Origin of the sequence: Endozoicomonas sp. ALB032 (assembly GCF_049310125.1) — a bacterium.
In the GTDB taxonomy this organism is placed as follows: domain Bacteria; phylum Pseudomonadota; class Gammaproteobacteria; order Pseudomonadales; family Endozoicomonadaceae; genus Endozoicomonas_A.
The window spans coordinates 7,003,284-7,021,384 of sequence record NZ_JBLYNW010000001.1 but is presented as its reverse complement, the minus strand read 5'-3'; the positions used below and the strand labels follow the sequence as shown (position 1 = coordinate 7,021,384).

16 protein-coding genes are annotated in these 18,101 nt (G+C 49.0%); 5 read left to right on the top strand and 11 right to left on the bottom strand.

Features of this window, described 5'->3' with window-relative positions; genetic code table 11:
* Positions 1–57: 57 nt before the first annotated feature.
* The 11 genes from purD to ppa form a co-directional block, all read right to left on the bottom strand.
* The gene (purD, locus tag ACO6VG_RS25510) at positions 58–1,341 is read right to left on the bottom strand and encodes a phosphoribosylamine--glycine ligase (RefSeq protein WP_422476198.1); all 1,284 of its coding nucleotides are present in this window, start codon (positions 1,339–1,341) and stop codon (positions 58–60) included.
* A gap of 102 nt (positions 1,342–1,443) precedes the next feature.
* Complete coding sequence (purH, locus tag ACO6VG_RS25505; RefSeq protein ID WP_422476196.1) at positions 1,444–3,030, bottom strand: bifunctional phosphoribosylaminoimidazolecarboxamide formyltransferase/IMP cyclohydrolase; 1,587 nt, start codon at positions 3,028–3,030, stop codon at positions 1,444–1,446.
* 261 nt (positions 3,031–3,291) lie between these two features.
* Positions 3,292–3,594, bottom strand: coding sequence for a DNA-binding transcriptional regulator Fis (fis, locus tag ACO6VG_RS25500; RefSeq protein ID WP_422134891.1), 303 nt, complete (start codon positions 3,592–3,594; stop codon positions 3,292–3,294).
* Positions 3,591–4,589 (bottom strand): tRNA dihydrouridine synthase DusB, encoded by a 999-nt coding sequence (gene dusB, locus ACO6VG_RS25495; RefSeq protein WP_422137135.1) that lies wholly within the window; start codon positions 4,587–4,589, stop codon positions 3,591–3,593. Before dusB ends, fis begins: the two co-directional genes overlap by 4 nt.
* A 471-nt stretch (positions 4,590–5,060) precedes the next feature.
* Positions 5,061–5,918 (bottom strand): DUF3426 domain-containing protein, encoded by an 858-nt coding sequence (locus ACO6VG_RS25490; protein ID WP_422134890.1) that lies wholly within the window; start codon positions 5,916–5,918, stop codon positions 5,061–5,063.
* Between the two features lie 472 nt (positions 5,919–6,390).
* On the bottom strand, positions 6,391–7,275 hold the full coding sequence (prmA, locus tag ACO6VG_RS25485; protein WP_422134889.1) for a 50S ribosomal protein L11 methyltransferase: 885 nt from the start codon (positions 7,273–7,275) through the stop codon (positions 6,391–6,393).
* A gap of 154 nt (positions 7,276–7,429) precedes the next feature.
* Positions 7,430–8,773 carry an acetyl-CoA carboxylase biotin carboxylase subunit gene (accC, locus tag ACO6VG_RS25480; RefSeq protein ID WP_422476328.1) on the bottom strand — a complete coding sequence of 448 codons (1,344 nt, stop codon included), beginning with the start codon at positions 8,771–8,773 and terminating at the stop codon, positions 7,430–7,432.
* Positions 8,774–8,783: 10 nt separating this feature from the next.
* Entirely contained in the window at positions 8,784–9,257 is a 474-nt protein-coding gene (accB, locus tag ACO6VG_RS25475) for an acetyl-CoA carboxylase biotin carboxyl carrier protein (protein ID WP_422476194.1), read from the bottom strand.
* 217 nt (positions 9,258–9,474) lie between these two features.
* The gene (gene aroQ / locus ACO6VG_RS25470; RefSeq protein ID WP_422134887.1) at positions 9,475–9,921 is read right to left on the bottom strand and encodes a type II 3-dehydroquinate dehydratase; all 447 of its coding nucleotides are present in this window, start codon (positions 9,919–9,921) and stop codon (positions 9,475–9,477) included.
* Positions 9,922–10,059: 138 nt separating this feature from the next.
* The gene (gene dsbD / locus ACO6VG_RS25465; protein WP_422134886.1) at positions 10,060–11,883 is read right to left on the bottom strand and encodes a protein-disulfide reductase DsbD; all 1,824 of its coding nucleotides are present in this window, start codon (positions 11,881–11,883) and stop codon (positions 10,060–10,062) included.
* Between the two features lie 157 nt (positions 11,884–12,040).
* Positions 12,041–12,568 carry an inorganic diphosphatase gene (ppa, locus tag ACO6VG_RS25460; protein WP_422134885.1) on the bottom strand — a complete coding sequence of 176 codons (528 nt, stop codon included), beginning with the start codon at positions 12,566–12,568 and terminating at the stop codon, positions 12,041–12,043.
* 202 nt (positions 12,569–12,770) lie between these two features.
* Between ppa and ACO6VG_RS25455 the strand changes: the two genes are divergently transcribed.
* From ACO6VG_RS25455 to sctE, 5 genes are all read left to right on the top strand, one after another.
* On the top strand, positions 12,771–13,190 hold the full coding sequence (locus ACO6VG_RS25455) for a CBS domain-containing protein (protein ID WP_317145470.1): 420 nt from the start codon (positions 12,771–12,773) through the stop codon (positions 13,188–13,190).
* Positions 13,191–13,310: 120 nt separating this feature from the next.
* Positions 13,311–15,101 carry a hypothetical protein gene (locus tag ACO6VG_RS25450; protein ID WP_422134884.1) on the top strand — a complete coding sequence of 597 codons (1,791 nt, stop codon included), beginning with the start codon at positions 13,311–13,313 and terminating at the stop codon, positions 15,099–15,101.
* 94 nt (positions 15,102–15,195) lie between these two features.
* Positions 15,196–16,032, top strand: coding sequence for a hypothetical protein (locus ACO6VG_RS25445; protein ID WP_422134883.1), 837 nt, complete (start codon positions 15,196–15,198; stop codon positions 16,030–16,032).
* 18 nt (positions 16,033–16,050) lie between these two features.
* On the top strand, positions 16,051–16,527 hold the full coding sequence (locus ACO6VG_RS25440) for a SycD/LcrH family type III secretion system chaperone (protein ID WP_422134882.1): 477 nt from the start codon (positions 16,051–16,053) through the stop codon (positions 16,525–16,527).
* A 16-nt stretch (positions 16,528–16,543) separates the two neighbouring features.
* Positions 16,544–18,100, top strand: a complete 1,557-nt coding sequence (gene sctE / locus ACO6VG_RS25435; protein WP_422476192.1) for a type III secretion system translocon subunit SctE — start codon at positions 16,544–16,546, stop codon at positions 18,098–18,100.
* Position 18,101 lies beyond the last annotated feature (1 nt).

Here is an 18,101-nt window from a genome sequence, read left to right as displayed (position 1 = left end):
TGAGATCAGCTGAGGGAGCGGTCATCCTGTCCGCTCCATCTGAAAAGTATCAAGTGCTCAATGCTCTCTGGCTATGGCGCGATAGCCAATGTCAGTCCTGAAATAAGCATTATTCCACTGAATCTTTGAGCAAGCCTGGTAGGCTTTGTTCTGTGCCTCTTTAACGCTGCTGCCCAGGGCGGTGACACACAGTACGCGACCGCCATGGGTCACTATTTGTTCTCCACTGAGCTGTGTGCCGGCATGAAACACTTTGCAGTCTGTTGAGTTGGCTTCGTCAATGCCAGTGATGATGTCGCCTTTGTGGTATTTCTCAGGGTAGCCACCTGCGGCCATAACAACCCCCAGTGCTGTTCGTTCATCCCAGCGGGCTTCCACCTGATCCAGCTTAGCTGTTGCACCGGCGAGACAAAGTTCAGTGAGACTGGATTGAAGGCGCATCATAATGGGTTGTGTTTCAGGGTCACCAAAACGACAGTTGAATTCCAGTACTTTGGGCGTGCCTTTGTCGTCAATCATCAGGCCTGCGTACAAAAAACCCTTGTAGGTGTTGCCTTCGGCGGCCATGCCTTCCACGGTAGGAATGATCACTTCCTGCATGGCGCGTTCGTGAATAAGCTGAGTCACTACCGGCGCAGGAGAGTAAGCACCCATACCACCCGTGTTAGGGCCTTTGTCACCGTTATCTCTGGCCTTATGGTCCTGGCTGGTAACCAGTGGCAAAATGTTTTTACCATCAACCATAACAATAAAGCTGGCTTCTTCGCCTTGAAGGAATTCTTCAATAACCACCCGGTGCCCCGCTTCACCGAAGGCGTTGCCAGCCAGCATGTCATCAATGGCAGCAAATGCCTGCTCTTCTGTGTCAGCAAGAATGACGCCTTTGCCAGCGGCCAGTCCGTCCGCCTTTACGACAATGGGGGCACCTTTCTCGCGGACGTAGGCTTTGGCCTGATCAATGTCAGTGAAGTTTTGATAGTCAGCAGTAGGAATGTTGTGACGAGCCAGGAAGTCTTTGCTGAAAGCCTTTGAACCTTCGAGCTGAGCGGCGCCTTGTGAGGGGCCGAAGATGATGAGATTGGCTTCTTCAAAGCGGTCAACGACACCGGCCACTAAAGGGGCTTCGGGGCCAACAATGGTCAGGTCGATGTTTTCTTTAACGGTGAATTCAACCAGTTTATCGAGTTCAAGTACATCAATGCTGATGTTGGTGATTCCTGGCTCAAGAGCCGTCCCTGCGTTTCCAGGCGCTACAAAAACCTGCTCTACGTTGTTGTCCTGAGCTACTTTCCAGGCGAGCGCATGTTCGCGTCCGCCACTGCCGATGATGAGTACTTTCATAGGTTGCCTGTCCCCGGGAAGTCTGGTGGTGAATAACCAGTGTTTGTCATTGGTCGTAAAGCGAGTGAAAAAAGAGACACATTAAATGCCTCTTACCAGCGATCAGTGGCGGAAATGCCTGACGCCAGTGAATACCATGGCAATGCCAGCCTCGTTGGCAGCATCAATCACTTCCTGATCTCTCATGGAGCCGCCTGGCTGGATGACAGCGGTAACTCCGGCACTGGCGGCCGCATCAATGCCATCTCTGAATGGGAAGAAGGCGTCTGATGCCATCACAGACCCACGGACTTCCAGGTTTTCATCAGCGGCTTTGATGCCAGCAATGCGGGCACTGTATACCCGGCTCATCTGACCTGCACCAATACCAATGGTTTGATGATCTCTGGCGTAAACAATCGCGTTTGACTTAACAAATTTACCCACTTTCCAGGCGAACTGCAGGTCGCTCAGTTCTGCTTCAGTGGGAGCTCTCTCTGTCACTGATTTCAGTTCCTGAACGCTGGTTACCCTGATGTCACCGTCTTGAATCAGCAGTCCGCCATTGACTCGTTTGAAATCCAGAAAATGCCCGGCAGTTTCTGGCAGGGTGCCGCAGCACAGCAGGCGGATATTCTTTTTGTTCTGAAGAATGGTTTCTGCTTTGCCGTCGATTTCCGGCGCTATGATGACTTCTACAAACTGACGATCAATGATGGCTTTGGCAGTGACTGCATCGAGTTTTCTGTTAAAGGCTATGATGCCACCAAAGGCGGATGTAGGGTCGGTTGTGTAGGCTCTGTTATAGGCCTCCAGGATGTCGGTGCCGATGGCTACGCCACATGGATTGGCGTGTTTGACGATGACGCAGGCTGGAGCTTCAAAGGCCTTGACACACTCCAGAGCCGCATCGGTGTCAGCAATGTTATTGAAAGAGAGTGCCTTGCCCTGAATCTTTCGAGCACTGGAAACGGTACCTGCAGGAGCAGGTTCTTCTACATAGAAGGCGGCTTTCTGATGAGGGTTCTCGCCATAACGCATGTCCTGGACTTTCTTGTACTGACGGTTAAAGGTGCGAGGAAAGGCTTCTGGTTCGTCCTTGTTGCCTGTTAATGTTCCGAGGTAGTTGGCAATTGCGCCATCGTAATGAGCAGTATGTTCAAAGGCCTTTACAGCAAGGTCAAAGCGAGTCGCTGCAGAGACAGAACCATTGTTTTCATCCAGCTCAGAGAGTACCTGGGTGTAGTCTTCTGCGTTGACAACAATAGTGGTGTCCCTGTGGTTCTTGGCAGCAGCACGAACCATGGTAGGACCACCAATATCAATGTTCTCAATAGCCATCTCCAGGGTGCAATCTTCGCGGCTCACTGTCTGTTCGAAAGGGTAGAGGTTGACAACAACCAGATCGATTGGATCGATACCGTGTTCGCTCATGACGGCTTCATCCTGACCGGAGCGACCGAGAATGCCTCCGTGAACTTTGGGGTGCAGGGTTTTGACTCTGCCGTCCATCATTTCCGGAAAGCCTGTGTAACTGGAGATTTCCACAGCGGGAATATCGTGCTCAACCAGCAGTTTGTAGGTGCCGCCCGTGGATAGGATTTCTACTGAGCGCTGGTGCAGTGCCCGGGCAAATTCAACTATGCCGGTTTTGTTTGAGACACTGATCAGGGCTCTTCGAAGAGGTGGCTGTTCGAAATCGTTTGCCATCGTTCCTTTACTCACTGAAAAATCGTTGCCTGAAAAGCTGACTGATTCTAGCTGGATTTGTCCTGCTTCGCAGCATCCGATTCTCGGGAATAGAGGGAAATACAGAAATAATGCTACCACCCCAGGCTGATATGAGGGTTATTACTGACCTGTTATTCTTCGAAAAGATACGGGATTTGTCTTTGCGCAGGTTGTAAAGGCAAGGGGGGCGCATAAAGTCGTATTCACGTCAGATGGCATAATACGACTTTAAGGCGGGGATTAGAGCAGGTCGTATTGCTTGAGTTTCTTTCTCAGTGTGCCACGGTTCAGCCCAAGCAGGACAGAGGCCCTGGTCTGGTTACCCTTGACGTAAGCCATAACCGTTTCCAGAAGGGGGGCTTCTACTTCAGAAAGGACCATCTGGTAAACATCAGTCACTTCCTGACCATCCAGATGGCTAAAGTAGTTGTTCATTGCTTTTTCAACGCTGTCGCGGAGTGTCTGTGTTTCACTCTCGATAGGGCTGGTCAATGCCTGTCCATTAACAGAGGGTTCGTCAGTAATAATATGGGATGCCGTCATGCTGCAATATCCTTGTGATGACTTAAGGTTTGAAAATACTCCAGTATGCAGTTTTCTTGTTCTTCTGCAGACTCCAGTCTGTTGAATCGTTTGCGAAGACTGGCGCCTGATGGACTGGCCTGCAAATACCAGCCAACGTGTTTTCTGGCGATGCGCACACCCTGGACTTCACCGTAAAACTCGTGAAGCGCAGCAAGGTGACCTGTTAAAATGGACTGAATCTCTTTGTTTTCGGGCGCTGGCAGGTGTTCACCCTGTTCAAGAAAGTGGTTAATCTCTCTGAATATCCAGGGTTTCCCCTGGGCTGCACGGCCCACCATAATCGCGTCTGCGCCTGTGACATCCAGTACCGTTTTTGCTTTCTCGGGAGAGGTAATATCGCCATTGGCAATCACTGGAATTTCCAGGGATTCACAAATCCGGGCAATGGTCTCGTATTCGGCCTCACCTTTGTACATACACTGACGGGTTCTGCCATGAATGGCCAGAGCGGTTATACCGCAGTCCTGTGCCATTAAGGCAATGTCGAGGCCGTTTCTGTTTTCGGGGCACCAGCCGGTACGTGTCTTGAGGGTGACCGGGATATCAACCGCCTGAACCACCGACTTCAGTATTTGCTCTACCAGTTCAGGTTCTCTCATCAGAGCAGAGCCAGCCGCTTTGTTACAGACTTTTTTGGCAGGGCAGCCCATGTTGATATCAATGATCTGGGCGCCTCGTTCCTGGTTCAGGCGAGCCGCGATGGCCATTTGCTCCGGGTCACTGCCTGCAATCTGAACAGAACGAGGTTCGAATTCTTCAGCGTGATGGTCCATTCTCAGTCGAGACTTCCGGGTGTTCCAGAGTTTTGGGTTGCTGGTCACCATTTCTGAGACGGCCATACCCGCCCCCATTCTCAAGCACAGCTGCCTGAATGGGCGGTCTGTTACTCCGGCCATAGGGGCCAGGATAACCGGGCTTTGAATAGCGTATGGACCAATCTTCAACAAGGTGATTTGCCTCAATCCAGCGTTAGTAGTGCCCAGAGTGCGATAAAACCGTCTCAAGTGATTTAAATCGCTGCTCGGAATTATGAAAAAAGCAAGAGGCTGATCTTGCGGAGTTTTCAACTATTTATTTGTACGACTTTCAGCGTCTCTGTTCAGGAGATCAGGCAGGCGTAGCCGGGTATAATACTCTGTACAATTTTTAGACGAAAGAGGGTTCTGTTGTTGGCTCTCACTGGAATAGCACTTATCTTCAGGAGCAGTTATTACCACGTAGCAGTGTCCTGTTGCGAAATATATCCTTGCCAAGGGCGTTGTATAGTGACTTTTTCGGGAAAAACCGCAAGTAATAACTTAAGTGATCTGATTGCTTTTTTGATCTGGGTCAAGCACTTATTGCAATTTCTTGAGTTGGTTTTCGAGATGCCTTCGTCGGTAAAACACCAGATAAGCAAGGTTTACAGGTTTTTTTAACTTTAATCAGCGCTGTTTGACAGGTAAAAAGCGCAATTGATAGTTGGTGGCTCCATTGCCGGGGTCAACGATTTCCATGCTGAGCCTTACGGGTTGTCCGCTGGGTATCTCTCTGGAACCGGCCAGGGCTCCGCCCAGATATTCTTTGGGGCGAAAACGTCTGCTGGCTACGGGCTGTCCGTTAATGTCACTAAATGTTAATTCAAGCCGAGGCCAGGGTTGTGGGAATGTGGCTTCATTGATAATCACTGAGTCTACAACCAGTCCTTCGCTTTGCAGAGGGTGGCTGCGGATATGCAGTTGCAGGCTCTTAATGGCGTTGATGTTTACCAATGCAGGAAGAGAGCACTTCAGGTATCGGCAACTAAAAGTATATGCTGGTCTCAATCGCGGGTCGAGTGAAAGCTGATCTCTGTTGAACCAGGCGTATTGCCCTGCAAGAGTGATAGAGAAAATCAGGATTAGAGTGAGCCAGCCAGCAATTTTCAGGGAACTTCGTCCCGGTTCTTCATCAACTTCAACGTGCTCATTGTCCAGAGTGTCGAGAAAAGAGTGGAAGGGGGCCTCTTCTTCAGAAGGTGGTTCGATAGCTTTTATTGAACTGGCTTCAGGCTTGCTGTTTTGGGCAGCGTTTTGTTCTGCTGTTTTGTCGGGCTGGCTCGATTGTTTTTTATAAGGTTTGATCTGCGGCTTCATCTGGAGTGGCTTTTCTGGAGCAGCGTCTGCGGACATGTTTGATTGGGCATCAAACACCTCGAGACAGGAACCGCAACGAACGGAGCCACCGGCAGCTCGTAATTGTGCCTGGGTCACTTTAAAGGAGGTCTGGCATTTTGGGCAGCGGGTGATTCGAGAGCTGGTCATGAAGCCTGCATGGGATACTGTCTTGATTGAGTGGGGATTATTAGATCAAAGAGCTGCAAAGGATGTCTACTGTCCAAAAGATAAAATCTCTCGGACAGCAGCCTGAAATGAGCCTGGCAGCCTGTCGGACTTAAGCGTCCGTAGCGAGGATTGCAAGAAATTGAGGATAAAAATCTCTGTTTCTGAGGAGAATAGCGAGCTATTTGACGAAGAAACAGGGATTTTTAGACCAATTTATTGCAACCGCAGTAGGACAGTCTTAAGTCCGACAGGCTGCTAGGAGCCTGACCGAGAATAGACTGCCCTACTGCGGCGGCAGCAAATTGGTCTGAAAATCCGCTTTTGTTCGTCAAATAGCTCGCTATTCTCCTCACAAAACCGAATTTTCATCCTCAATTTTCTGCCGTCCTCGCTACGGGCGCTATTCTCGGTCAGGCTCCTAGTATCGAAAAATGCCGCGTTTTTTTAGTTGTCACTTTCGGGTTCCGGTGACCAGAATCCAGTCTTCATGGTGCATAGCAGGCTCCAGTTCGAACCATTGAGAGTAGGTGCTGACGATAATGTCTTGCTGTTCAGAAAGGATACCCGACAGAGCGATCTTCCCGCCGTTGTCGAGATAGCTCGCCAGTGTCGGTGCCAATTCTACCAGTGGGCCAGCGAGTATGTTGGCGATGACAACGTCTGCTGTATCCTTTGGAGCCTGATCCGGCAAATAAACTTTCAGTTTTTCCGGGGCGATCTTGTTCCTTTCGGCGTTATCTATAGTTGCTTCCAGTGCCTGAGGGTCAAGATCGACCCCGGTTACGGTTTTAGCACCCAGTAATAATGCTGCAATCGCCAGTATTCCAGATCCACACCCGTAATCGATAACCGACTGATTTTCTAAGCTTTCCTGTTTTTCCAGCCACTCCAGACACAGAGCTGTGGTTGGATGAGTGCCTGTTCCAAAAGCAAGACCCGGGTCAAGCATCAGGTTAATGGCATCAGGTTCCGGAATCTCTTTCCAGCTGGGGCAGACCCAGAGTTTTGTACCAAATTGCATGGGCACAAAGTGGGTCATCCATTCTCTTTCCCAATCCTTGTCTTCGACAATTTCAACCTTGTGGTCAGGAAATGGGCTTTGCTGGTATTGAGTCTGTATGTGCTCTACTACGGCGTCCATATCTTTATGGGCATCGAAGAGTCCAATGACCACGGTATGTTGCCACAGCGGGGTGCTGCCTGGCTCGGGCTCGAACAGGGGCTGATCTTTACCGTCCTGAAGGGTTACGGCACTGGCTCCGGCTTCCAGAAGCAGGTCTTCCAGTTCTTCAGCATGATCGGAAGAGGTGTCTAGTTTGATTTGTATCCAGGGCATGGGTATGGGCTTACAGATTGGGGTGAATGGCAGAATAAGTTTCCTGTCGGGTCCGTCTCATTCTAGCTGATTGAGGAAGTGGGACAAGAGTTAATAAAGTAGAAGAGGGAGGAAGCTCTCTGAAAGCAGTTTTCAGAGAGCTTTGGAAGCAGGATCAGGCATCTTCAAGCTTCTTCTCCAGATAATGGATGCTAACGCCTCCTTTCTGGAAGTTTTTGTCCTTCACCAGCTCCTGGTGCAGTGGGATATTTGTACGAATGCCATCTACAACCGCTTCATCCAATGCATTTCTCATTCTTAACAGAGCGGTTTCACGATCTGGACCATAGGTGATGATCTTGGCTATCAGTGAATCATAGTAGGGAGGAATGCTGTAGCCACTGTAAAGATGAGAATCTACCCGAACACCATTACCGCCAGGAGAGTGGAACTGGTTGACCAGACCCGGAGAAGGCATAAAGGTTTTTGGGTCTTCGGCATTGATACGACATTCAAAAGCATGGCCCTGAAGTTCAACTTCTTCCTGGGAGATGCTCAAAGGCAGACCACTGGCAATGCGAATCTGTTCTCTGACAATATCCACGCCGGAAATCATTTCTGTTACAGGGTGTTCAACCTGCACACGAGTGTTCATCTCAATGAAGTAGAACTTGCCATCTTCATACAGAAATTCGAAAGTACCTGCACCGGTATAACCAATTTCTATACAGGCCTTGGTACAGGCTGCTGCTACCGTGGCTCTGGCATCCTGATCAATGTCAGGTGCAGGCGCTTCTTCAATGACTTTCTGGTGGCGTCGCTGCAAAGAGCAGTCACGATCCCCCAGATGAATAGCATTGCCGTGGCTGTCTGACAGTACCTGGAATTCAACGTGACGAGGATTTTCCAGGAATTTCTCCAGATAGACCACGTCGTTATTGAAGGCTGCTTTGGCTTCAGACTGGGTTAAGTTGATGGCATTGAGAAGATCGGATTCGCTGTGAACGACTCGCATCCCTCGACCACCGCCACCACCTGATGCTTTGATAATGACCGGGTAACCAATGCGGCGGGCAATGTCCAGTGTGCGTTCATCATCTTCTGTGATGGGGCCGTCAGAGCCTGGAACGGTTGGAACACCGGCTTTTTTCATGGCGGCAATGGCTGATACCTTATCACCCATCAGGCGAATAACGTCTGGTTTTGGACCAATAAAGGTGAACCCGCTGCGTTCTACCTGTTCGGCAAAATCGGCATTTTCTGAGAGAAAGCCGTAGCCAGGGTGGATACCATTGGCATCAGTCACTTCTGCAGCACTGATAATAGCCGGGATATTCAGGTAGCTTTCAGTAGGGCTGTTGGGACCAATGCAGACAGACTCGTCAGCCAGACGCACGTGCATGAGGCTTTCATCAGCCTTGGAGTGCACGGCTACGGTTTTGATGCCGAGTTCTTTACAGGCCCGCAATACCCTAAGGGCTATTTCGCCCCGGTTGGCGATTACGATTTTATCCAGCATGGCATCTGTCTCAGGCAATAATGAACAGGGGCTGGTCGTATTCAACGGGTTGACCGTTTTCAACCAGAATGGCTTCGATGGTGCCTGACTTGTCGGCCTTGATCTGGTTCATCATTTTCATGGCTTCGACAATGCAGAGAACATCTCCTTCTTTAACTTGCTGACCCAGCTCAACAAAAACCGGTGAGCTGGGTGAAGATGCTGTGTAGAAAGTACCGACCATTGGCGATTTTACATGGTGACCTGACAGCTGAGGTCTGGTTTCAGCCGCCGGGGCTGCTGCCGGAGCTTCAGGTTCAGCTGCCACAGGCGCTGAGGCTGGAACTGCAGCAGGAATAACCTGAGGAGCAGCGAGTGAGGCTACCGGAGCATTCCGGGAATAACGGCTGATACGAACAGATTCTTCACCCTCGTGAATTTCCAACTCGTCAATTCCAGACTCTTCCAGCAGCTCAATGAGCTTTTTTACTTTTCGGATGTCCATCGTTAATCTCAAATGCTGTTGGACAGGGAGAAACTGCCCCGTGGTTAATAGGATGTTTATGGGTGCACTCAATCATGCAGCCCTGATTGTTTTAATGTGAAAATCATTTTATTCCCGAAAAGAGAAGAAGTGATTTTCTGCACTCGGCTTCTTAGCTTTATGAGAAGTTGGCTTTTCAGAAGAACATTCTGAATATGCAGTCAGTCACGAGTAGCCTCTATGACTTCTGACTGAGCAGGTCAATGGCATAGGCCAGACCAAACTCATAGCCTTTGGGTCCGAGTCCAGCGATTACGCCTTCTGCGACATCACTGAAATAGGAATGATGTCGGAAAGCCTCCCGTCGATGGATATTGGACAAGTGAACTTCAACAAAGGGAATGGCAACACCCAGCAGGGCATCTCTGATAGCAACACTGGTATGAGTGTAAGCCCCAGGATTAATAATGATGAAATTAACCCGTTCTTCAGAAGCTTTATGAATCCGTTCTATGAGTTCATGCTCAGCGTTGCTTTGGAAGCAACTGAGCTGGTGACCAGCCATTTGAGCCTGTTGGGTCAGAATATAATCGATTTGTTCCAGTGTGGTGGCACCATACACGCCGGGCTCTCTGGTTCCCAGCAGGTTCAGATTGGGGCCATTAAGAACAAGTATTGTTGCCATCTGTATCCTCTTATGTTGGCTTTTATTGTGCCGCAATGCATTCAAAGGGTCTAGTTCGTGCGTGTTACTGAACGTTAAAGACAGTTACCAAGCATTTCAAAGCCATATAAGCCCAGAACGATGATGTTAGATCCAGATTTATGGAGAAAGCGTCTGATTCAGTTTTTTCTGGAGTTCAGAGGAGGTAATCTCTCCCAGAGAGCGAAGTTCACTCCGCTCTCGACCATAGGTGTTGAAAAATAGCAGAGAGGGTGGGCCAAACAATTGATAATTGTTTAGCCAGATGAGTTGTTCGGGGGTGTTGGCGGTTATATCAAATTTGATGAAATGCCAGTTGCCTGGGCTGACTTTGGCAATAGCTTCAGGAAAAACGTTTCTTTCCATAACCTTGCAGGAAATGCACCAGTCTGCATAAACATCAATCATCGCGGCTTTGCCACTCTTCCTGGCCATTTCCAGCTGGGCCAAAAGCGCTTTAACCGTTGTCACTGTTTGAAAGGAATACCCTGCTGAAAGGTTTTCAGCGGGCTGGCTGTTTCTGCAAAGAGGTTGTAATGGGTCGTTCTGACCTTGAGCTGCTCCGATGATCAGCAGAGTGCCATAGATCAGGAGAACGAGGCCGAGCGCCTGAAAAAATAAAGCGGCTCCGGCTTTCTTGCTGAAGTCCATAGCGCCAAGACAGACAGCACCACCAAGTGCCAGTGTTCCCCAGAGAAAGAGCGTGAGTGGTGCTGGAATAACCCTCTCCAGCATCCAGATGGCAACGCCAAGCAGCAGGAAGCCAAAGCAGCGTTTGACATTTTCCATCCAACCGCCTGCTTTTGGTAGCAGGCTCTTGCCACCCAGACCAATCAATAGGAGTGGCAGCCCCATTCCCAGGCCAAGAGCCAGCAGGGAGAGTCCGCCAATGAGTGCGTCACCTGTTGAGCTGATGTAAATCAGTGCGCCTGCCAAGGGTGCTGAGACACACGGCGATACCACCAGGGCTGATAAAACCCCCATGACGGCTGCACCTGAAAGACTTCCTGACTTCTGAGGCTGTTTGTTCAGACGATCCCTGAGCTTTTCCGGAAGCTGGAGTTCATAAAAACCAAACATGCTCAGGGCCAGAATAACGAAGAGAATGGCAAAGGGGATCAATAGCCAGGGTGATTGAAGTTTTGCCTGCAGGTTCAGGCTCGCCCCGAAAAGCCCCATCAAAGTGCCAGCCAGAGCGAAGGTGATCGACATACTGAGCACATAAATGATGGAAAGAGTGAGCGTTCTTTTTCTACTGGCTCCCTTTGCTGCAGCGCCTACCAGCAGACTGGAGAGAATAGGAATCATCGGGAGTACACAGGGGGTGAAGGCCAGCCCCAGCCCCGCCAGTAAAAACAGCAGAAGTGTAACAGGAAGGTTCTTGTCGACAAAGGATTCCGGGATACTCTGATCCTTGCCGTCATCCGGCGCCTTTTCAGAAGACCTGACCCGATCAGTACTGGAGACATGGGGGTTTGGCAGAGTAATAGTAAGAGTCTGTGGCGGATAGCAAAGGCCCGCATCAGCACAGCCCTGAAACCTTATCTGGAATTGGGGCTCGGCTTCAGAACTCTTGACAGGAATTTTAACAGTGACATTTTTTGGAAAGACCTCCATGTCCTGTTCAAAGTTAATGTCGTACTTTTGTTTGCCTTTTGGAAATATTGGCTCACCAAGCAGGGTAGTGCTTTCATCACTGGAAAAGCTGAATCGATCCTTGTAAAGATAATGTTCTGGTGTTATCAGAAAGTGCAGGAGCAGTGTGTTGTTTTCGATCTCTGCTTCCAGCTGAAACGCCTCTTCAACTGGCAAAAATTGCTGCGTCCCGGAGCCCAGTAGTGCGCTTAAATTAGCAGAAGCACCACTGGAAAAAGCCCAGGTAAAAAGAATAATGAAAAAGGTGCTGAGGTAAGATTTTTGATTGCTTATGAATAGCTGAACCATGTAAAACCAACTGTTCCTGTTTCTGGTTCTTTAATTGTGAAGTGAAATGGCCGGGATGCAAGCTCCCGAGTCCGCTAATGGTGCTGGAGATAACATCTCCAGCACCATCAAAGGATTAATAAACCACTTATGAAAATAGTTTACTGCGTTAATTCCTTCAGCCTTTGTAGTTTGCTGCAGACTTTTTGATGACCTCAAAGGCAGCTTCTTTGCCTTCCCAGCCTTCGATCTTGACCCACTTTCCGGGTTCCAGATCTTTGTAGTTCTCGAAGAAATGCTCGATTTGCTTCAGCAGTAGTTCTGGCAGATCAGAGTATTCCTGTACATCGTTGTATAATGCAGACAGCTTCTCATGGGGGACTGCAATCAGTTTTTCGTCCTGACCACTTTCGTCTGACATGTTCAGCATGCCAACCGCACGGCAGCGGATGACTGAACCCGGAACAACAGGGTAAGGCGTCACTACCAGAACGTCCAGAGGATCACCATCGTCCGCCAGAGTCTGGGGAATGTAACCATAGTTGGCAGGGTAGAACATGGGGGTAGCCATGAAACGGTCTACCATCAGAGCATCGACATCCTTATCAATTTCATACTTGATGGGTGACGCATTGGCCGGAATTTCGATGGCAACATAGATATCTTCAGGCAGACTCTTACCTGCCGGGATATTTGCATAGCTCATGTGTATACCTTTGCCTTATTTCGATTACAGAGGTAAATGGATGGAAAGCTGGTCATTATAGAGTTCCCGAAGGGAGTTGTCTCCGTTCTGGACAAGACTTTATGAAGTATGTTCCTTTGGCAACTGGACATTGTTCGAAAAAGAGTAGAATACTGTAAGGGTCATATTGCTCCTGACTGCTCAGAATAACCGGAGAGGTTTTATGAGATCAATCAAAGTTAAAGACTGCATGACACCTCAGGTGATCACTATTCCACCAACTATGGAAGTGGTTGAGGCCATACGAATACTGCTCCACAACGATATTACGGCCGTACCGGTTGTCGATGAGAGTGGGGGCGTGGTCGGTATCCTCTCAGAAACCGACTGTCTCCAGGGAACATTGATGGGAGGGTATTTTTCCCAGGAAGGGAGTCTTGTGGGAGAAAGTATGACCCGGGAAGTCCTCACCGTATCACCCTTCGACAATATCATTACTGCGTACGAACACTTTATGAAAGCCCACGCTTTCAGGGTCCCCGTTGTTGACGACGGTGCTCTGGTCGGAATGCTCAGTCCTAAGGATGTAATGTCAGCGGTGTTGGAATTTTATGAAACACCAGCTAAACAAAAAGCTGTGTAAGTCGTCCTGCTCTCTCACCTGAAGCCTTATTTATTCTCTTTGAGTATTAAATTTTCCTGCCAAAGCGATAGTTCATCTAAGCTTTATTGAAGTACATGACGAACTTTTGGAAGAAGGTTTATGGAAGGGAGAACGACGGGAGTCGAAACTCAAACTACATCACCTGTTGATTTGGTGCCACCAGAGCATAAGACTGATGAATCGGGCCGGTTGGGTCCCAGAAATGTAACCGGAACGCCGGGAAGGAGTCTCATTGGGGGGCGTGGTTCTGAAGTTTCGAGCCCAGCGCCAGAGAGTATACACTCACGTACTGCCAGTGTCCGTAAAGATTTGCCAGCGCTGACGGATTCAAAGCTGAAAGATTCCATGGAAGATGATGAAGCTTCTCAAATATTGAATTCGCTGCAAGCCTCCAGAAAGTCTTCCAGAACCAGCCCTCCCGAACTTTCCGGACTTTATGAATCATCTACAGCATCTGATCCGCACAGTGATGAAAGTGCTCAGCTTCACGAAGAACCCGGGCAAACATCTCCGGGTGAGCATGGGGACAGTCCAGCCCCTGACGCGAATGATGAATCCATTTCACCAACAGCGACTTCACCTTCTGCGCAACCCCACGTGTCTGTCAGCTCATCCGATGATCCTGATGTGCAAAGCAGAAAAGAAGCATTCAAGAATCAGCTTCAGCCCAAGCTTGGTTTTTTCGATAAACACAAAAAAGAGTCAACGGTCACTGCAGTGGGTGGTGTTCTGGTGGGCATAGGTGCACTCGCAAGCATTGCTTTTCCCCCAGCAGGACTTTGTATATACGCTTGTGGAATAATGATGTTGAGTATGGGCCTCACCGAGATCATGGCTGCTCCGGGTGATGTTCCGGTTAACCCGCCTGAACCGAAGCCTGATAAGCCTGAGCCAAAACCTGATGAGTCTAAATCCAAGCCGGTTGAAAACAATGTCGATGATGGCAAGTTCGTGGCTGTTCGCAAACCCATTCTGGAAGCCCTCACTCAGGGCGATGGCCCGATTCCTGTCAGGGAAGATGGTTCTCTGGATGAAGACGAAGCCAAAAAAAGGCTAAGGAAGTTTGCTCAGCAGAGCGGGATTAATGGAGACCCCGAGGCGCTTTTAGAGCAAGTTTCTTCAGGGATGCAAGCAGGCTTGCCTCTCTCAGAAGTGATTTCAGAGGCTATTGCCGATGTATTGAGTAGAGATAAGAATTTTGATCCCCGCGATAATGAATTCAAATCGGTCACAAACGCTATTTTGAGTGCGGCAGAAGCTATGATGAATGCCACATCAGCCACTGAGAGAGAGCAGGCTCTGGCTGATTTTCTGTCGAAAATGAAAGAGATGCTGCCCAGAATGAGCGATGCTTCCCTGGGTCAGCTGATGGCCATGACCCAGGGAGCGCTGGCCAGTCCCGGCACAGAACAAGCCAGAGAAATATTGACTCATGTCCTGAAGTTGCTCGAAGCAGAAAAAGCCGAGCGTTTGTTAAAACAGCAGAGCCTGGCTGCATTTGGGGCTTCTGCAGGGGTCTCTGATGCGGTGCCAGAACCTCCTCTACCTCCTCCACCTCCTCCTCCTGTAGCTCTTAAGTCTGGAAAACCGACAACACCTCTACAGTCCTCTGCCTCTGGAACAGGCGCTTCAGAGGCCTTTGATCCGACTATTTCACAAAATCAAGTCCACCTTCGAGTGCTTTCTTTTGAACTGGACACTTTGAACAGGGCCGATCGTCTTGGTGTCAGTGACAGAAATGACTTTCTGAACGCCGCGAAGGAGGTGCTCGAAAAACCCAGAGGAAAAAGGATCACGGGAGCAGAGTTCCTGGATGAGCTTGAAAGACATACCGGAGACAGGTTTAGTAATGTGATCGACAAAATGAGAGATAAAAATCATTTCAAATAGTTCTTAATTTATGTTGTTGATGAAATTTTCACATTGAAGTCATGTACTAAATTAATACTAATGTGATTTGCTCAGGGCGGCAGGGAGCCAATTTATGACTGATTCCACACCGGCAGTGGATAATAAGGGGGGAGTAACACTCACTGGCACGCGGGGGTCTGTTCATCTTACTGATGCCAAAAGAGACTCACTCAGAGCTGCGGGTTTCAGTGATGCACAGATTGATGCTTTATTATCACTGGCCGACCCTGATGATCAGGGGAATTCCCTGACACCCACTCACTTTTATACCGTTGATAAGTCGACACTCAACTCTCTTCAGTACTCAGGCAAACTCACGGATGCTGCGAGGCAGCTGGTCTATGTCCAGACACCCGTCTCGCTTCTGAATCAGGTCAGTAATCCGAGCAATTGGCAGGGAGATAATTATATTGGCCCGGGTGCAGCTTCTGTAAATGCCTATTTGAATGGAGAGCCTGTCGATTTTTCCAAGCCCAGTCTGGATGCCTTGGTGATGTCAGTTCTAACGGCCAGGGCGGAAATCATAGAGGTTCAACTCAGAGATCAGATTCAATCGATTCAGGACAAGAACGCCCAGTTGGAAGTAGCAAACGACTGGTTAGCCAAAGCCAAAGCTAAAAAAGCTGACGCCGGTACATCGGGCACAACAACCTTTAGTCAGGAGTACAAGGACTTTTGGGACAGCCTTGGCGCGAAGTACCAGAGTGGTACTAATCACAATTCAGCTGACTGGGAAGTTAATATCGAAGGTTTGAAGACCAAAATTGAAGCTTTGACCAGTCAATCCCAGCTGGAAACAACCAAGCTACAGCAGACTATAAATAAATATAACCAAAGCTTTGAAATGCTTTCTAACTTTGTCAACAAATACTATCAGTCACTCAGTACGATTATTCAGAACCTACGGTGAATCATGGAGGATCCCGCTGTGAATGAAGAAGCCAAGATGAATGAAGGTGAAGAACTTGATGATATGCTTCTCGAGTTCTTTGGTAAGGGCGGAACCTTCAAAGACCTCAAAAATATGAGCGATGATGCCATGGAAGCCATATACAGCGTCGCTTATAACCTTTATCAGGGGGGCAAGTACGACGAGGCGCAAAAGGTCTTTCAGTTTCTCTGTTTCTATGATCACTTCAATCGAAAATACTTTATGGGTCTCGGTGCCTGCCAGCAAATGATGAAGCAGTATGAAAATGCTATTGAAATCTTCACTTTTGCCACTGTACTGGATGCCGACGACCCCAAGCCCATGCTCTACATCGGAGACTGTCATCTGGCAATGGGTGACAACGAAAAAGCAAAAATGTCATACGAAACAGCCATTGAATGGGCTGGAAATGCGGCTGCTTTTGAGGAAGAAAAACAGAGAGCCGAAAGCATGCTGGAAAACCTGAGCAGTTAAGGGAAGAGGTGAAAGGATGTCTTCAATCGGTCAGGGGCCTGCCCCTACAGAGCAAACCGGAAATATTCATCAGGCTTCTTATAATGCTGTTGATAATGAGGAAAATCCGGTTCAGCGAGGTTTTAGTAACCAGAACAGTTACTCAAGAACGGAAGGTGGAGAAGCCCCTAAAGCACAGATCAATGCTCCAGTCCTGGATGCGCCTTCAGCAAATGCTGAGTCTGAAAAGGCTACCGCAGAAGTGTTGAAGCATCAGGAAGGGCAGGCAACAGACAAGTCGGCAAAAGGCCCGAGGTCGCCAGGTGAGGTGGTTCAGGAACACAGTAACCTTCCCATCAGAAAGCAGACAAACCATCTTCAGAGTAAGAGCAATGAACTTGAAAGTATGGGGTTCAGCAAATCCCAAATCAATGGGATGCTGGCTGTGGCTGATCCCAAAGATTCTGAAAACGCTCTTGCTCCCATGCACTCTGCCACTGCCAGATTGAAAGATATGGAGGCCCGGGGTGGCGATCCCAAGCTGAATACACTGTTTAATACTTTCGAAGATGTCATGGTTCGTTTCTCTGCCATCAAAGAAATTCCGGATGATTTGAAAGCTGAGCTGAAGAAGGATCTCGATACATTTACCAAAGCAGCTCTCAACGCTGAAAGGCCCCTTGATATAGACTCCGCTACCACGATGCTGGTTCAGATCCAGTCAAAGTTGCAGAACGAGCGACTCCGCTTTGACCAGGAAAGTATCAAGATAGGTCAGGTCGCTGCAGAGCAACGCAGTAGCAATATCATCAGCAAAATTCGTGAATCCATTGCAAAAGTCGAAGAATCGAAAAAATCCCAAAGGGTAGGGAAGATTTTCAATTATATCGCGCTGGCATTCATGGCGATTGCCACCGTCGCTTTGGCTGTTGCGGGAGTTCTTACCGGTGGTGCTTTGAGTATTGTTGCCGCGAGTCTGATGGTTGCAGCGACAGGTCTTATGATCACCATGACGGTTTCATCAGAAACCAGCAACTTTATGATGAAAATTTTTGATGGCCTTGCCAGTGACGAAGACGCTGAGCAAGATACCAAAATTGGTGCCACAGTCTTTTGGGCTGTCATTATGATCGCACTTTCCGCAGGCGCAGCTTTCGCAGGTGGCGTTGCCGGTGCAGGTGGAGCCGCTGCCAGTACAGCTTCATCGAGTACCGCAGCAGGGTCTTCAACCGCTGCAACGGTGACGGCGACAGGCGCTAACACGGCTGCAACCACATCCGCTGCTGTTGCAAAAAAAATCGCGATCGTGACCAAGTTAGGACAGACAGCCCAGTTGATAGGGGGTGCCGGTCAGATTGCTTCGGGTAGTGCTGATATCGCAACCACTGTTTACAAATATCAGGCAGACATATTCAGGGCAGAAGCGCTTGAAGAAAAAGCCGAAATGGTCAGGATCCAGAAGGCCATAGATGATGCTATGGAAGGTTTGGAGAAGGCTATCCAGGAACTCCAGAATGGCTACTCCACAGCCGCCAGCATCATTAAAGCGAATCATGAAACCAAGACAACACTTGCGCGCAACCTGCGTGCCTGAG

Excerpts from the sequence above, each read along its gene's own strand:
- purD (WP_422476198.1), bottom strand. The coding sequence starts at position 1,341 with ATGAAAGTACTCATCATCGGCAGTGGCGGACGCGAACATGCGCTCGCC.
- purH (WP_422476196.1), bottom strand. The coding sequence starts at position 3,030 with ATGGCAAACGATTTCGAACAGCCACCTCTTCGAAGAGCCCTGATCAGT.
- fis (WP_422134891.1), bottom strand. The coding sequence starts at position 3,594 with ATGACGGCATCCCATATTATTACTGACGAACCCTCTGTTAATGGACAG.
- ACO6VG_RS25490 (WP_422134890.1), bottom strand. The coding sequence starts at position 5,918 with ATGACCAGCTCTCGAATCACCCGCTGCCCAAAATGCCAGACCTCCTTT.
- prmA (WP_422134889.1), bottom strand. The coding sequence starts at position 7,275 with ATGCCCTGGATACAAATCAAACTAGACACCTCTTCCGATCATGCTGAA.
- accC (WP_422476328.1), bottom strand. The coding sequence starts at position 8,773 with ATGCTGGATAAAATCGTAATCGCCAACCGGGGCGAAATAGCCCTTAGG.
- accB (WP_422476194.1), bottom strand. The coding sequence starts at position 9,257 with ATGGACATCCGAAAAGTAAAAAAGCTCATTGAGCTGCTGGAAGAGTCT.
- aroQ (WP_422134887.1), bottom strand. The coding sequence starts at position 9,921 with ATGGCAACAATACTTGTTCTTAATGGCCCCAATCTGAACCTGCTGGGA.
- dsbD (WP_422134886.1), bottom strand. The coding sequence starts at position 11,883 with ATGGTTCAGCTATTCATAAGCAATCAAAAATCTTACCTCAGCACCTTT.
- ppa (WP_422134885.1), bottom strand. The coding sequence starts at position 12,568 with ATGAGCTATGCAAATATCCCGGCAGGTAAGAGTCTGCCTGAAGATATC.
- ACO6VG_RS25455 (WP_317145470.1), top strand. The coding sequence starts at position 12,771 with ATGAGATCAATCAAAGTTAAAGACTGCATGACACCTCAGGTGATCACT.
- ACO6VG_RS25450 (WP_422134884.1), top strand. The coding sequence starts at position 13,311 with ATGGAAGGGAGAACGACGGGAGTCGAAACTCAAACTACATCACCTGTT.
- ACO6VG_RS25445 (WP_422134883.1), top strand. The coding sequence starts at position 15,196 with ATGACTGATTCCACACCGGCAGTGGATAATAAGGGGGGAGTAACACTC.
- sctE (WP_422476192.1), top strand. The coding sequence starts at position 16,544 with ATGTCTTCAATCGGTCAGGGGCCTGCCCCTACAGAGCAAACCGGAAAT.